This is a genomic window from Leptolyngbya sp. GGD, from assembly GCF_026735145.1.
GTDB lineage: Bacteria > Cyanobacteriota > Cyanobacteriia > Leptolyngbyales > Leptolyngbyaceae > Leptolyngbya > Leptolyngbya boryana.
In genome coordinates, this window is record NZ_JAPQKE010000018.1 from 1 (window position 1) to 16481 (window position 16481).

Annotated in this window: 12 protein-coding genes and 1 pseudogene; 6 read left to right on the forward strand and 7 right to left on the reverse strand. The window is 43.2% G+C overall.

Features of this window, described 5'->3' with window-relative positions; translation table 11 throughout:
- From OU814_RS31080 to OU814_RS31105, 6 genes and pseudogenes are all read right to left on the reverse strand, one after another.
- Positions 1-988: hypothetical protein (locus OU814_RS31080; protein ID WP_268243296.1), on the reverse strand; the 988-nt coding region annotated here is incomplete at its 3' end.
- A gap of 11 nt (positions 989-999) precedes the next feature.
- Positions 1000-1491 (reverse strand): three component ABC system middle component, encoded by a 492-nt coding sequence (locus tag OU814_RS31085; RefSeq protein WP_268243297.1) that lies wholly within the window; start codon positions 1489-1491, stop codon positions 1000-1002.
- A 12-nt stretch (positions 1492-1503) separates the two neighbouring features.
- Positions 1504-2688, reverse strand: coding sequence for an ABC-three component system protein (locus OU814_RS31090; RefSeq protein ID WP_268243298.1), 1185 nt, complete (start codon positions 2686-2688; stop codon positions 1504-1506).
- A gap of 404 nt (positions 2689-3092) precedes the next feature.
- A pseudogene (locus OU814_RS31095) lies at positions 3093-3480 on the reverse strand (IS1 family transposase); the annotation flags it as partial.
- Between the two features lie 218 nt (positions 3481-3698).
- Positions 3699-4444 (reverse strand): IS1 family transposase gene (locus OU814_RS31100; RefSeq protein WP_415354656.1). Its coding sequence is split into 2 segments (ribosomal slippage): positions 3699-4189 and positions 4189-4444, totalling 747 coding nucleotides; the frame shifts between segments, so codons are not numbered across the junction.
- 116 nt (positions 4445-4560) lie between these two features.
- Positions 4561-4956 carry a hypothetical protein gene (locus OU814_RS31105; RefSeq protein WP_268243299.1) on the reverse strand — a complete coding sequence of 132 codons (396 nt, stop codon included), beginning with the start codon at positions 4954-4956 and terminating at the stop codon, positions 4561-4563.
- 391 nt (positions 4957-5347) lie between these two features.
- On the opposite strand from OU814_RS31105, the gene OU814_RS31110 reads away from it, so the two are divergent.
- The 3 genes from OU814_RS31110 to OU814_RS31120 all read left to right on the forward strand — a co-directional run bounded on the left by OU814_RS31110 (position 5348) and on the right by OU814_RS31120 (position 11742).
- The gene (locus OU814_RS31110) at positions 5348-5692 is read left to right on the forward strand and encodes a hypothetical protein (RefSeq protein ID WP_268243300.1); all 345 of its coding nucleotides are present in this window, start codon (positions 5348-5350) and stop codon (positions 5690-5692) included.
- Positions 5693-5912: 220 nt separating this feature from the next.
- Positions 5913-6962 (forward strand): class I SAM-dependent methyltransferase, encoded by a 1050-nt coding sequence (locus OU814_RS31115; protein WP_268243301.1) that lies wholly within the window; start codon positions 5913-5915, stop codon positions 6960-6962.
- Positions 6963-7356: 394 nt separating this feature from the next.
- Positions 7357-11742 carry an ELWxxDGT repeat protein gene (locus OU814_RS31120; RefSeq protein ID WP_268243302.1) on the forward strand — a complete coding sequence of 1462 codons (4386 nt, stop codon included), beginning with the start codon at positions 7357-7359 and terminating at the stop codon, positions 11740-11742.
- A gap of 704 nt (positions 11743-12446) precedes the next feature.
- Here OU814_RS31120 and OU814_RS31125 read toward each other — a convergent pair.
- Entirely contained in the window at positions 12447-13154 is a 708-nt protein-coding gene (locus OU814_RS31125) for a hypothetical protein (protein ID WP_268243303.1), read from the reverse strand.
- Between the two features lie 381 nt (positions 13155-13535).
- Between OU814_RS31125 and OU814_RS31130 the strand changes: the two genes are divergently transcribed.
- The 3 genes from OU814_RS31130 to OU814_RS31140 form a co-directional block, all read left to right on the forward strand.
- Positions 13536-14618: a PEP-CTERM sorting domain-containing protein gene (locus OU814_RS31130; protein ID WP_268243304.1), complete on the forward strand. Its 1083-nt coding sequence runs from the start codon at positions 13536-13538 to the stop codon at positions 14616-14618.
- 18 nt (positions 14619-14636) lie between these two features.
- Positions 14637-15998 carry a glycosyltransferase gene (locus OU814_RS31135; RefSeq protein ID WP_268243305.1) on the forward strand — a complete coding sequence of 454 codons (1362 nt, stop codon included), beginning with the start codon at positions 14637-14639 and terminating at the stop codon, positions 15996-15998.
- Positions 15999-16015: 17 nt separating this feature from the next.
- Positions 16016-16481, forward strand: a 466-nt coding sequence (locus tag OU814_RS31140) for a hypothetical protein (RefSeq protein WP_268243306.1), incomplete at its 3' end; no start/stop codon positions are given.

Here is a 16481-nt window from a genome sequence, read left to right on the forward strand (position 1 = left end):
AATTTATTGATTCTAGTCTCAGAATTTGATGATTCGCTTCACCAGAAAACTCTCGCTCTTTCTTAAGAAACAATTCAGCCGCAACGATCTTATCGTGGACACGTTTATAACTTTGTCGTAATTCTTCTATGTCCGCTCGCAGTTGCAATGTTGGATCATTGCCATCAACAATAATGTCTTGTGGTGTCCATTCTAATGTGGAAGAGAGAAATTCAAGAATGTCATCATTGCTGTCAATTGTGATATCTGATGGCAGTAATCCCACTTGTTGAGCTTCAGCAATCAAACTTCTCCCGCGTGCTGCTTGATCGTTAACAATGAATTCTGCTTCTTCCAATCGCCGTTGAGCCAATTTTAGTTGCCGTCGAGCATTGCGTAAATTCTGCTCAATTTGTAAGCGATCGTCCTGAACTGCCCCCAAAAAATAGGGCAGCGTATCTTTAATAGTTTGTGGGATAAATGCTTCCTGTTGCCGATGGAACAGCACCTCTTGATTCGCGATCGTACTCTGCTTTTGAAAGAGGAAGAATCTAGTATGAGCGATGGTTGCTTCAAGTCGATTACGAGATTGTCCTTCCTCAACCACGCTTCGATTTGGCGAAATTCCTAGAATCTGTGAAAGCGAAGCTTCGATCGCTTCGTCTGTTGAGTTGAGAAAGAGTTCTGAAAGTTCAGGAATATCAATATCTCTTCCTGTTGAATAGAATGCTTGACTCTGCGAGGTGAATGAGCCGCTTGGTTTTGGCTTAGCAATGAAGATCTGATTTTCGCCTACTTGTAACAGAAGCGCAAACCACTCAACATTTTCACGAATCACTCCTTCAGGAATTCTAAAGTCAGATCGTCCGAGGCAGTACTCAATAATGTCAATAACTGCACTCTTTCCTGTTTTCGAGTCTCCAGTAATGATGTTCACACCCCCTAACCGGAAGTTTAGGACTCTTTGCCGTCCGGAAGCATTATATAGAACAATTGATCTAATCTGCATTACGACTAACTCTATGGACGAATTCCCCACATAGTATAAATCGTTGCTGTCTCACCTGACCGTCCTAGCCAACGTCCAGTCAATTTTGCCTTACCATAGCACTCTGCGCGTTCAGTACCGTTCTCCCAAGGTAATGTTTTAATCTTTTTCCGTACCCAAGTTAGGTTGCCATTGTCATTGAAGCGAATGATGTCTGTATGAAGTCCGAAGGCTAATGCTTCTTTCGTATATGGAACCATGCTACGAGTTCGATCGGCAAAACCTATTAAAACTTGAGGCTGTTCCTGCAACCAAGCGTGTAGTTTTGTAGTTGCTTTTTTAGGTAGAACCTGTCGAGTCGATTTGTGAAGTACGATTGGCAATACTAGGAAAAGCAGTGCATAGGGCATTCCCTCTTGCTGAACCGTCTCAAAGTCTCGAACCGCACCTTGGAGAATAACTGAACAGAAAGCAGGATTGAATAGATGAGCAAATTCAGTTGGGCGACACTCCCACGTTTGCACAGAGTTTCCCTCCTACGAGATTGGCAATATTTGAGAGAGGCGTTCCACAAATTTAGGATGCCAATGTATGCTTGGCGGAGTCTTGTCCGCCAACATGTGATAGCTGCCTCTCATAATAAACTCCTCGCTTACTAGCTGCCTGATACGATAATCAGCTTCTTGTTCCATCCAATTATAAAGTTTGCGCCCCATACTTCGGTGACGTGCTTCTTCATCACCAGTTTCTTCCATTTCGTCCTCGAGCATAAGATAATAGCGCTCCCATTCATCAACTAACTTCTTCTCGTATACCTCTAAATCATTACTAACAATTAAATCTTCTCGTACCCACCTAGAACGTTGCTCAAAGGCTCGATAGTAGTCCAAGATTGCTTTCTCAATGCGCTTGTTCTGAATCGCGATGGCTCTGAGTTGCGCTACAAACTGGCGATTGTCAGAGTTTGGATCAGGTAGTTCTGTGGGTTGATAATCAAGGTAATCAATTGGCAAGGCTTCTGGCTTGAATTGATCATTAATCTCGCAAAGCTTATCGTGAATTTCAAATCCTGATATCAACTCTTCTGAATTCTCAGAAAGATGGAGTACAACTTTCTTGAACCACCACCCTTCAAGACGTTCATAGACACTGCTTCTATGCTCTCTTCTGACACCTTTGAGCAGCGATTTAATTTTAGGCTCAGTGTCAACGATATTGGGTGAGCAATCCAGTATTTGAATGGAATCAACCAGGATTTCACGCTCTTTTGTCGTTAGCTCTTTAAAGGCAGCAAAAGACGATTGCAGTTTCTTGTTGTCAGACTCTTCTGAAACTTTAAGTAACGCATCCAGCGCAGACTTAGGGTTACGTCCATCACCAGGACGAAGCATAGCGGCTATAGAGCCTGTAGGAGCTTCGTTGGTTGTAATAATTGTTAATGAAGCTCCTGGGAGCATAACTTGCCCCTCTTTAAGGTATGTACTCCAGATACGAAGTGTTTTCCAAAGATCACTACTACTATCTGTTAAATTTCCAGGGCTTTGATGATGCTTCAACTGGAGTAGTTCGCGAGGTGCCCCATCTTCCTCAAAGGTGATGTCGTCAAGACCTTCAATCGACAAATTGTACTCTTCAGGATTAGACAGAGCAAGAAACAGCGCATATCGAGCTTGGTATAAGTAACCAAGTGCTTGTGATCCTGCTGAGAACCCTGTACTCATGGTCTTTCTTCCGCTAATCACGCCAACTTGAGAATCGGTCTGTCGTAATGTATTGAGGCAGCTTTTCTCAGAGTAAGGCTGCCTAGCTCACTCAGAATACCGCTTATTCCTCAATGTATTAGCCTCAGAAGAATGGCATCGGGACAGGAAACAACACTTTACAAATCAGTTGTTATGATCTCACATTTTTTCAAAATGTGCTCAAAATCTTAAAATTTGAGCAATCCTAGTCCTGGCGCAGATATCGTCTCTTAATCTGAGAATGATTACAGACACCTTACGATTATAAGTACATCAATACTAATTTGTCCAATCCTGTGCCATTCGGGTTAAGCGTGTTTGTGCAGAATATTACTGTAAAAGAATAAATATAATTTGGATGGTAATTGCTCAACCTATGACGCGTGAGCCGCCCAGAAGTCGGTATAGCACACCGCACATTGCCGATAGATTGGAGGCAAGGATGATCACAACACTTTGGCTCCCGCCTCTGAGCAGTCTCCAATGTGAACATCGGCAATCTCCCGTGTTTTAGCATCTAGGGCTAACCAAACCCACTGCTTGTTTCCCTTGTCTACAAATGACCATAACTCGTCATACTGAATGGTTAAAAGCCCCTTTTTTCGCTCGCACGTTTACTTGTCGAGGCACAGCAGCATATTTTGCATTAACGTAGCGTTGCAGCCACAGGTCAGAAACTCCGGTTACTCTGGCAATTCCTGCTCAAGACGGTCGTTCCAACAACAGCTTGTCAATCAAGACTTGGGGCGCTTGATCAATCCGTGTAGTTCTCGTTACGAGAGTACTGGAGTCGTGCCAACGCAACTCCAGAGGCAAACGATTGTCGGTTCAGAGTCTCGTCCATTATCCTTTCGCCTGTCTTCAAAGAGAGGCCCACGCAAGTGGTGAGACCTGGAAGTACAATGGTCTGCATAGTTGCTGATTGAAGAAATGAATTTTACTGGATAGCAACTGAGCAAGGGTAGTGTTCTAGATGTGTGGGCATAACGTTATACTGCTCGCCCGAACTCATGACGGTTGATGAATAATCCAATCACAGTATCATGCATCTTCTCAGTCTTGGAAAAACAGATCGTCTTTCTGGCAAGTCGCTTGATCCGAGTTCTCAAAGTTAGATGCTTCCGCTCAATGCGCTGTGTGTTGGCTTTGCCAACCGTATGGTGCTGCTCATCTAGCAATCGCAAGTAAGCTCCCCAACTATCGGTGTAAAACCGCTGAATCGAAAAAGGAGCTAACAGTTGCTGAAGTTGCTTAAGAGCTGAGTCTTCATGGGTGGCTAGCACATAGGCAAGGACTTTTCCAGTTTGATGGTCAATCGCGTGCCACAACCATCGTTGATGCTGCTTTGACTCGACAAAACTCCACATCTCGTCCAGCTCCGCCGCCTCGACTCTGACGACCATGACTGCCGTGTTATCCGGTTGGTGCTGTTCGAGCAGACTTGTGTTTACTTGTTCAAGTTGGCTTGACTTTTTTTCAGCGTTTCAATCACAGTCGTTGGGCTAATCTTCAACACTCTGGCGGTATCACGAATACCACTGCCGTTGATTGCCATGTCACTGATTTGCGCTTTGACTTCAGGCAGTCGTCCTCGATAGCTAAAGTTCAAGATAAATGATCGTCTGGAACACTCTAAGTTACGGCAACAATACCGTTGTTTTCCAGCAGCACTGCGACCATGCTTAACGACATCCACACTCTGGCAATCGGGACATTGAACAGGTTCTAGGACCATCTCTAGACTCAGTCCTCTAACACATCGTTTTCATTCTGCCATATATCCACACATCTAGAACACTACCCAAAATCTGATCGTGCCTGCAAGCGAGGTGCTTCCAGACAAATATCAGGTCAAAGTAGAATTGGTTCTTCAAGGTCTTGGGGCGATTGCCGAACGAACTGGATTAATCGATCGACTTTAGAGAGTGTTCTCATTTGTTTTAGGGGTCTAATTTCCAATCCTAGTGCTTGAACGAGTCCATCGACGTAATGATTGGCAAATTTTTGGAAAATATAGCGTCTTGAGAGCGCAACTCTCTTGCCTTGCTTGTCTACCCGATAGAGATGATCTTCGTTTTGCACATAGGCTTCAAATCTCTGAGCAATTACACCTTTCGTAAAGACTGACTTCTGCTCAAACTGCAAAACGTTATCCAATGTAATTCCCTTAGACTTCAACTTTTTGATTAGCAGCAGGTAGAAATCGTTGGAGCTTGTTTGTGTTTGACCAGTGCGTTGATCTTTCATGGTTATCCTATTGGTTCTGTGTAGCACATAAAAGAGTGTCGATACTAATACAAAGCAGCGAGAGGTTGCAAGCACAACTCAATCGGTTCTTAGAGAACTCATAGATTCAGTAAAAGTCCTGAACTATGTGGAGATGTTGAGAAGTTGAAAGCTTTATAGGAATCTGAAACCCGCTTAGAGGAGGCTGTAATGCTCCCAGAAAGCGAAGTTTGAAGTTGCGTGTTTCTGCTGAATTGATTAACTGAAGAACTAAATGAGTACCGTATATCGACGATAGTTTGGCTAGTATAACTGTGCGAACTTGATGGCATGAAAAAGCTGAAACTGCTTCATGTAAGGCAGTTTCAGCGTTCATTTTTTGCAAGTCAGTTGAATCTTTAGGAGTCAACCTATGACCATTTTCAGTCGATTTAAGTTTTGCGTAATTAGCAAGAATACCGAAAATCTGCCATCATTGAACCAAAATACGGCTTTATCTACGGAGTATCTTGATTCCAGAATTATGGACGAACAACTCCGCCAAGCTCGCCAAAGCTTCAATCTAGCAATCAGTATTCCGCTCGGTCTTTTTCTAGTGAACGCGGTTTACCTAGCTGCTTTTGTACGGACGCAAAGCGCTTTTGAGTCAGCATTTGCGAGTCTTGGAATGCTATTGGGGACTTATTGTCTTCAATTAGCAAAGCATACCAACGATCGATTAAATCGCGACCTTCAGAACTACAGCGACTCGAATTAAGGACTCTGTAGCTCAAACTTCTATTTCTGGGGCAAATTACTTTCTTATCAAAGGTTGTCGTTTGCCCAGTTCTGAGTTTTGTGTCAATCCTCCTTTTTGCTGTGAAGTGTGAGTTCGCCAATGGGATGATGCCTAAAAATCAGAGAATCGTTGCTTTTATCCTGTGCCTGTCCCTATAAAGACCGGGCATCCTAGGCATGTCTGATATTCCTACAAAGCGATGACCTTTTCACCCATTTCTCCTTCTTCGACGACAACAGGGCATCAAAAAATTCTCTGTCAAACTCTGCTTGCCCGAACGAGTTCTCGTGGTGAAGTGACCTTTCCCTGCCTACCTGCCGGAATCGATGCATATCTCGTGCATCTGCTCGCTCTGTTTCGTCAACAAGGCAAGATCTTGAGCGACAGCGAAGCGAGTCAACTGCGTCAAACGCTGCATGATGGATTGACCCAAGGCTTCGCGCAAACCCCAAATGCTCAATTAGTCCTGCGCTACGAGATTCAAATCACACCTACCCTACAAAAGAACTTGGCCTGTCAAGTTGCGCTATCGTTGCCGACGGTCGCAGAGCGCTACAAGACATGGGCAGAGACGAAAGATGCCAGTATGTTTGGCACTCATGCCGATGCGAAAGTGTTAGAGATTGTTGCTGCTTTGCCCTCGGATGGGATCGTATTAGATGTGGGAGCAGGAACAGGACGAAATACCTTTCCGCTGGCACAACGCGGGTTGCAAGTCGATGCACTAGAATTGACACCTGAATTTGCGACTCACTTAAGAACGATCGCTCAAACTCAGCATCTTCCAATTTCCGTGATTGAAGGAGATGTGTTAGCCCCTGAGACAATTTTACCCAGTCGTCGTTACCACTACGGGATTGTTTCTGAAGTCACGTCACACTTTCGGTCGGTTGAGCAATTACGCCAACTCTTTGAGCGATTAAGTGAAGCAGTGATTCCAGGGGGAGTCATCCTCTTCAACATCTTTCTGGCAGCCGACGGATTTGAACTAGATGCACTCACGCGAGAGGTAGCGCAGGCAGCATGGGCATCGGTGTTTACGCGCTCGGAATTGAATCAAGCGATCGCGAATCTGCCGCTGCAAATTGTGTCTGAGGAATCCGTATTTGAGTATGAGCGATCGCACCTGCCAGCGAATGCATTTCCACCGACTTCTTGGTTTGTTGCTTGGTCTACGGGACAAAGTGTATTTCCAGGACTCATGCAACCTCCGCTCTCATTGCACTGGATTGTGTGTCAACGACAATAACTCCTGCTGTAACTCCTACCTGAATAGGTGAGGAGCAACCAATTTTGCCTCTAGAAGTTGTCTCTTGAAAGTCACTTCTAGAGGCAAAATTGCTTTTTTAGCCCACTGTACCGGAGTTTGTGATCGTACCGAAAGCGAAATGAAATCGAGCCGAATTTATTAAACAATCAGTGGAAATCTATTCTAATCATCGAGTTTCGCCTCATCTCCAAAGTAAAAATTTATACCTTTAATTCCTGGCGCACGGATTGTCAACCATGTTCTTCAATAAGTTTAACTATTCCTTAAGAATTACTATTTTTGCGAATTTTACGAGGAACTTTGCTTCAGTATCTTGGCGGTAGTAATGTCCGAACAATTACAGTGATAACGAAAGTTACTCAGCACGATTGTTATGTCTGATCCCGGAAATACCTTAAGCACTGCTCAGTCTTTATTGTTGACCACAACTGCTCAACCCTTGAGTAATAGCGTGAGCGCGACTGATGCTTTTGACTATTTCCGGGTGACGCTCAGTAGCCGGAGCAGCGTTAATCTAGCACTGACTGGGTTGAATGGTGATGCCAATTTAGCGCTGATTCGCGATGCCAATAGTAATGGTGTGATCGACGCTGGAGAAGTGATTGCGCGATCGACAAACGGTGGCTCACTATCAGAATTGGTCAACGCTGCGAATTTAGCAGCAGGAGACTATTTCGTTGAGGTTGCTTGGGTTTCAGGTGCAACCGTCAACTACTCATTCTCGCCTGTGATGCAGCCGTCACCGACAAGTGCGATCGATTGGCGCAACCCTACGACTGGGGATATGACGATCTGGACGATGAATGGGAACACGATCATCGAAAGCAACACAATTACAGGTCTCAATCCGAACTGGCAGCTAGCAGGGCGAGGCGATTTTGATAATAATGGCACAAGCGATTGGCTATGGCGTGATGTTGCCAACAACGCTATTCGCATCACATTACTCAGTGGAACTCAAGTTATTGATCAAGGTACGCTTTCAGTCGCAGGACTGGCAAACTGGCAAGTTCAGATTGGGGACTTAAATGCAGATAACCGTTCTGACCTCATCTGGCGCAACACTAGCACAGGCGAGGTTGCTTTCTGGACAATGAACGGCAAAAATATTGCTGCGACTGGCGTGATTGCGACTGGAAGTAGTAACTGGCGGATTGATGGGTTAGGCGATCTAAATGGCAATGGCACAACGGATGTCATTATGCGCAATAGCGTGACAGGTAGCCTTGTGTTCTGGTTAATGAATGGAACTTCAGTCGCTAGTGGGTTGGAATGGGGGACGCTTGGCTTAGAATGGCAGTTGCGGCAGGTTGGCGATCTGGGTTTGCCATCAATCGGAACCAATAATACGATCGGGACAAGTGATCTAGTTTGGCGAAATGCAAACACAGGTGAAGTTGCATTCTGGTTAATGAATGGTGCAGCTAATAGTGCAGTGATTGGTCAATCTGGAATCATTAATGCTGGAGTGAGCTGGCAAGTTCATGGATTAGCGGATTTGAATGGCGATAGTCGGCAGGATATTGTGTTGCGATCACAGGCAGGTGACGTGGCCTTTTGGCTGATGAATGGGGTAACCATGATCGAGGGTCGAGTCCAGGCAGTTGGGACGACCTGGCAAATCGAAGGAATGCGAGATCTAAACTGGGATAATCGTGCAGATTTAGTCTGGCGAGAAACGCAGAGTGGACAAACTGCAAGTTGGTTGATGAATGGCACGGCTGTGCTTGGGTCTTCGTTACTTACCGCTCAGCCAGCAAATTCGCAAGGAGGAGTGCGAGCAAATCGTTCTGAGGTTGTGCCAGCAATTGATGAAGCTGGGAATGCAATCTCCAATGCTTTTGATATTGGTACAGCTAATAATGCTGGTTCCTATACAGGTGTACTTAGTCGATCTGAGTACGATGATTATTATAAGTTCACTGTTGCTGCGAATGCTTCTTATAAGCTCACGTTGTCTGGGCTAGCTGAAAATGCGAATCTTCAACTGCTCAACAGTACTGGTAGTGTTGTGGCGAGTTCAATCAATATAAGCACGACGAACGAACAATTGACGCAATCACTAACAACAGGTGTCTACTATATTCGAGTTTATTCAAATTCAATAATTGAGACAAGCTATAGTGTAGGTATACAACTGCAGTTGTCAGCTTCTACACCACGCTTGCTAAAAGATTTGAATATTGAACCAAAAGATTCAAATCCCGAAAACTTCGTTTTCATGAACGGTTGGATCTACTTCACAGCAGAAGATTCACTTAATGGTATCGAATTGTGGAAGAGTGATGGTACATCTGGTGGGACAGTATTGGTGAAGGATATTAACTCAGGACTAGAAGGATCAGAGCCACTTGATTTGGTCGTGATGGGCAGCACTCTCTATTTCACAGCTTATGATCCCATTAATGGCAGTGAACTATGGAAGAGTGATGGCACATCTGCTGGAACTGTACTAGTCAAAGATATTTACACAGGCAAAACTAGTTCTGATCCGCAAAATCTTACTGTTATTGGTTCTTCTCTCTATTTCACAGCTTATGATCCCATTAATGGCAGTGAACTATGGAAGAGTGACGGCACATCTACTGGAACTGTACTAGTCAAAAATATTACGCCAGGCACTACTGCTGATATTTCTCCTTATGCCCTTACTGTGCTTAATAATCAATTATATTTCTGGGCACATTCCACTAATGGCTATGAGCTATGGAGAAGCGATGGAACGCCGATGGGAACAACTCAGATTCGAGAATTTGATTCTGCAAATACTAATCCTTCACTATTTACAGTGGTTGGGAACACCTTGTATTTCGGTGCCTATACTTCAATAAACGGTTATGAGCTTTGGAAGAGTGATGGAACAAGTGCTGGAACAACTCTAGTAAAAGACATTAATGTAGGAACAGCAAGCTCTCTGCTCAATCAACTAATAGCTGTTGATAATACATTATTCTTCACAGTATCGACTCCTGAACAAGGAGTAGAGTTGTGGAAGAGCAATGGAACATCTTCTAGTACAGTGTTGGTCAAAGATTTAGCTTTTGGGGAGAGAAGCTCAAACCCATTCAATTTGACTGCATTTAACGGCATTGTATACTTCACTGCTGACAACTTGATCCACGGAACGGAATTATGGAAGAGTGATGGAACTAGTATAGGTACAACGCTTGTAAAAGATATTAATTCAGGAGGACAAGGCTCTGATCCTATTGGTCTTACAGTTCTCAATGGCTTTTTATACTTCAATGCGACAAATGAGATAACTGGATATGAACTATGGAAAAGCGATGGTACTGCTACTGGAACAACTTTAGTCAAAGATATTAACTTTGGCAAAGATAGCTCAGACCCACTTCAAATTGCAGCTGTTGGAAACGCCTTATATTTTGCTGCCTACACTGCAACCACTGGTGTAGAGTTATGGAAGAGTGATGGTAGCGAAGCAGGGACGATATTAGTTAAGGATATCAATACTGCTACTTTTGGCTCTAATCCATCAAATCTTACAGTTGTGAATGGGGTGCTATATTTTACTACACAATCAGATCCTGAAAGTGGAAGCGCAAATCTCTGGAAAAGTGACGGAACGCCAGGAGGAACAATTCTCATTAAGGAAGTAGAGCCAGGATTCAACGGTGAAAACCCATATTTTACGGCTTCGGGAAATAAGCTCTATTTTGTTGCAACAAGTCCTGAGGCTGGCACTGAGTTATGGAGGAGTGACGGAACGATTGCTGGAACTGTAATGGTTAAAGATATTAATCCAGTAAGACAATTCGGTGATGCATTACCAGAAGGCTCAATGCCGTCCCGATTGGTTGCAAATGATCAGTTTGTATATTTTACTGCTTACGATGCAAATAATGGCTATGAACTTTGGAGAAGCGACGGTACGGAAACAGGAACCATTCTTGTAAAAGATATTTGGACTGGTAGTGGTGGCTCTAATCCGTACAATCTTACGTTGATTGGAAACACACTTTTCTTTACTGCTTACACTCCAGCAACAGGATATGAGTTGTGGAAAAGTGATGGCACGGTATCTGGAACAGCATTAGTGAAGGATATCAATTCTTCATCACTTAGCTCATTTCCTTCTAATTTTGCTGTCTTGAATAATACGCTGTATTTTGCTGCTTATAGTTCAGCTAATAATGGGTATGAACTCTGGAAAAGCAATGGCACAGAGTCTGGAACTATATTAGTGAAGGATATCAATTCTGGACCAAACAACTCAACTCCTCAAAACTTCGTGGCGATCGGCAATACACTATACTTTTCAGCTTTTGATTCAACTTATGGTTATGAGTTGTGGAAGAGCGATGGTAGTACAGGCATTACGACGCTCGTGAAAGATATCAACCCGAATATTGATAGTGCATTTCCTCGCGCTCTAACAAATTTCAATGGAATCTTATATTTCATTGCAACAGATGGAGTCAACGGTTATGAACTTTGGAAAAGTGATGGTACTGCCGATGGGACAGTTTTGATAAAAGATATCAATTCAGGTTCCAGCAGTTCAAGTTCAAGCAACTTAATTAGCGTTGGGAACTTGCTGTATTTTACGGCTTACAATCCAAATAGTGGGTTTGAAATGTGGAAGAGTGATGGAACAGCATCAGGAACCTTGTTGGTTAAGGATCTGAATCCTGGGAAAGCTAGCTCTGATCCCAGAAATTTAGTACGCATTGGCAATTCATTGTACTTTGTAGCCGATGATCCATTAACTGGTTCTGAACTATGGATTCTTGAGTAGAATTTAGCATTGATAGGAAGCCCAGAAGTTGCCGTATAGCTGCTTATCTAAGCAGAAGATATTTATATCAAAATGAGTACCTCAGAAAATCAGATTAAGGTATGGAAAATAGTGGGAAATGATGTCAGGCCAGAAGCAGTGAAGCTTACCAAGGATCACTGATAAAACAAAGTTTTGGGAAAGCGGACATCGAACAACATTTCAACCTGGAATAGGCGAAGAATTGATTGGTGAATCGAGGCAAGGTATGAACTCGAAAATGTGCCGAATTAATTGAGAAGCAGTGCGTGTTTTTTTTGCCTAAAAACTGCCGATATTACAGCTGATTATTGGACAAAATAGTGTCTAACGTAGACAGAGTGGCAGAGAATCAAAACTGAGAGCGGTTGTATATCTTGAATAGACAAACATTTTTCCCGAATATCATTTCATTTAGAAAATATCTGGCTATTTCTAAAATGATTGTGTTGCCAATAGCTAGAAAAATAATTGTTAGGTCTAGCGCTCACCAAACCAGACTAAGCCTGAATTATCTGACTTACAACTTCAAGAGTTTAGTCTTTTATCAAGCCAATAGCCGCTTAGATTTGAAAAATCTTTGAAGTTTTCAGCTTATTCAAAAAACTTTCATAATTATTGTTTTATCTCAAATTTCTGTCCTCAATAAGTTAATTATTTTAGCTTCCTAATTGAATATATTTGTATTAAGAAAAAGAATGAAATATCAAGTAGTCCATTCTAATGAAATCGCTTCTGTCTAAACCATTTCGACTTAGCAAAAATAGATCTCCCTCTCTGACAAAGCTTCTCGGAAAAAGACAGGGAACAAAAGCTTCTTGTTCTTGCAAAAAACTATCTGCAAAATCATAAGGATTTAAAATCTCTTCAGGCATGATAAGCCTACGCTCAGACCAGAATTCGTATACTCCCTCAGGTCTCTCATCTTCAGAATCATCCAGATCATCAAGCTCGTCATCTTCAGAATCATTAAGACAGTAGAAGAAGCGCTCTGTTAGAGAACCGTTGATATAGAACTTATACCCAATACTTACACTAGTATCGCTATTAACTGCATAAATTGCTCTCTTGTCTTTGAGGCTGATAATTAGGGGATTTTCAATGTCGAGAACATTGGATGTGTATGTATCTATTGCAGGGAATCCAGGTAAATCTATCAGAACTGTCCAAGGGTGTCCTACTAGTTGGCAGATAATGAATCCTCCAGTAGCTAATTGAACTTGGAGGCCATATACATCTTGCTGTAAATTGATTAACTGGCGAGTAGCCTGAAGAGCTTGAATGACTGAGTTAATTGATCCCTCAATTAACGTAACTTTATAATTAATGTCTAGCGTCTCGAATCCGCGACATTGATGTATGGGTAAACTCCCCCCCCCTAATGAATATCCCATTATTAACCTCAAGGTGTTGCTTCATGTACTCATATTAAACTGTAGATGGGCTTTATTATTCATATTAGAAACAACTTTTGATTGAGATATCATTGGAAACTGCTGAAGCTTACCTGAATCCATTGTTGCCTCGGTAATAAAATACGAAACCTTTAAAGTATTGACGCTATACCTCAAATAATTTTTATAACTAAAATAGTAAAATTTTTTGTGTAGTTACAAACTGAAGCCATTATGCGAAACATTGAGAAAACGTCGCTTCTAATTGTCATAACATTGCTACTTTCTATTACAACAAATTCGTTGGGATCTCCTGGTTATGCTTATCCAAGAAGAAAACCTGATGTTACAGAACGTTCTTGTTTAGGATTAGGAACCCCTATGGGTAAAGATGAACTTGAACAGCGAGCAATAGATTCGGGATTGCCAAAGTCTGATACATCTAATGCTTTTGAAAGATTTTCTATTCGTGATAGCTTAAAAGTTCCGTACAATACTGGACCTACCGCACGAAGTTTTTACTCGCCAGCTAAAGCAATCATTAACGCTGCTAAAGGGTCTCCAAAGCGAACTAGTGTTATTCCAGACGGAATTGCCACACTGCAAGTACGTCCATATGTTATTGTCAATGGAGTAACAATATTTACAACTCCAATACCGCTTGAGTTTCCAGAAAGTGCATTTTTTGACGCAAAAGCTTCAGATGGAGAACTAAAGCTGACAGGTGATTATCAGTTGCTTGGTTTTGTTGACGCACTTAGGCTCTCTCCTGCTGGTTTACAACATTTTGTGAATCCCGTTGCTCCTATTCCACGGCTCTATTTGGCAACGACCGCTGGCGCAAAGGTTCAACAACGACTAGTAGACTTCGCAAGCGGAATGTCGGTGAGAATGTCCGCTGCAAGAGATTTAAATTTTCAGTTTGGTGGTCCTCCAGTTGGTGTATTTCAAACGATTGTTTGTGATCGCCTCTCAGAAGGAAGAGGAACATTAGGAGTGGATGATTTGATTATGGGTAGAGGCGTACCTCTTAATCCAGAGATATATTACAATGACAGGTTTTTACCTATAGATTTTATTGCTCCACAGGGTGAACCAGGCACACTCAATCCTCTGCCACCCCTTTCCTCTCCTTCTCCACCTAATCCCCTTGTCTTCATTGGGTGGAAATTAGTAAATTGCGTCGATTCAGTTGGGCATCCCAACTATCCTAACTACAATGGTTCGCCAGATTTTGGATATGGATGTGACTTAGAGCCAGAGTTTACATATCTTCTTCCCGATGAATATCCTACTGCACGAGTAGCTTCTGCTTTATCAGATGACAACGATTCATTCAATTCTCAAACTGTTTCTGTGCCAGAGCCAAGCGCAATGGGAACATTTCTAGCAGTGGGAGTATGGGGCGGAGTCTCTTGGCGAAAACGTAAGCAGCACTCTGACTCAACTGCTTCTGATGTATAATTCTGGAACTAAATTTTCATGTTGCAACCTCTCGTCTCGCTCATTACGACCGTATACAACCGAGAAGCATATTTAAGTGAGACGATCGAAAGCATCCTTAGTCAAAGCTACAGCAATTTCGAGTTACTCATTTGGGACGATGGTTCCACCGATGACTCTGTTGAAATCGCCCGTCATTATGCAGCGCAAGACAAACGCATCCGCATCTTCGCATCCGATTATCAAGGGCGAGTGCCAGCCTTGAACAGCAGCATTGCACAAACCACAGGGCAATACATTGGGTTGATCGATAGCGATGACTTACTTGCTGTTACTGCGATCGAAGACACTGTTTTGGTTCTAGAAGCAAATCCTCAGATTGGGTTAGTCTACACCGACTACCAAACGATAGATGAGCAAAATCAAATCCTCGGCATTGGCAATCGCTGTCAAATTCCTTACTCAAAAGAAGCACTACTGCTGTCGTTCATGGTCTTTCATTTCCGCCTGATGCGTCGCAGTACCTACGAGCAAGTGGGTGGCTTTGATTCACGTTTTCCTCTGGCGCAAGATTACGATTTATGCCTCAAGATCTCAGAAGTAACTGAGATTGCACATCTCCCGAAATTCCTCTATTACTACCGGGTACATCACGAGTCCGTGTCATCACAAAAGCAGATCGACCAAATCTTATGTTCCAAGCGATCGATCGAAGACGCAATGCAGCGACGTGGACTGAATCAGCAGTACGTATTGAAAATGCGCGTTCAATCACACTTCAGTTTGCAGCACAAATCTGAAACTGATGTATTGACCAGCGTTCATTTACCTCAATCTTCACTTCCTCAACAGAATGCCTGGGCACTTGCTCCTCAAGCTCTTGTATGGTTAGAAGAGTTCATCCAATCGCAGCATATTCAATCGGTCGTTGAACTAGGAAGTGGACACTCGACGATCTCACTTGCCAAGTTTCAGCAGCAAGGGATCATTAGCAGATCGCTCACATTAGAACATGATCGCTACTGGCATCAGGACACTCTCAAGCAACTTGAGATGAAGCAGTTATCAAACGACGTTCAAATTCAGCATTGCCCCTTACAAGTCCAGTCAGTGCAGGGCGAACCATATCTCTGGTACGACTTCACTCAAATCATTTCCTTTGCCACCGACTTGATTCTGATCGATGGTCCGCCTCACACTGTCGGAAAGCTTGCCCGTTATCCCGCCCTGCATCAATTGAAATCGTTCATTCAACCGGGAACGTGGGTAATTTTAGACGACTATCACCGCTCCTCCGAACGAGACACTGTGAAGCGATGGCTGCAAGAGCTACCGACTTTGCGATTGATTGAGACCTTACCAATTAACACTGGGCTTGCCGTTTTGCAATTTCAACTCTAAGCATCACCTGAACTGCGATGTTAAAACTTCACCTGACTGCATCTTTGATTGCTTTTTCTGTTTTGATTGCTATCTCTGCCTCTGCACGACAGCCAGATCACGGCTGTTATCTACAAACCAGCAGTGGGCAAATCATCAATCTATCGAGTTTGGTTTGCCAATTCGATCTAGGTAATTCAACTCAACAAGATACCGCGTATCTTGCTGCAATCAGAAACCTGCTCGAAGACTATGGAGAACCGTGGATGCTAGAAATGGTTGCCAATAATCCGAGTGCATTCACCGCTGCAGCGCGAGAGTATTGCGAAGCGAGGCGATCCGGCATCACGCAACGGCAATTTATGGAAAGCCGATATCAACAAGCCTTGCAATCCCAAGCGACCGCGTCTCCACGAAACGAAGCCGAATATGAACAGCAACAGCGATCGTACCAAGCGAGATTAATGCCGCTTTCCACTGCGATATCACTAGCACCGCAATATT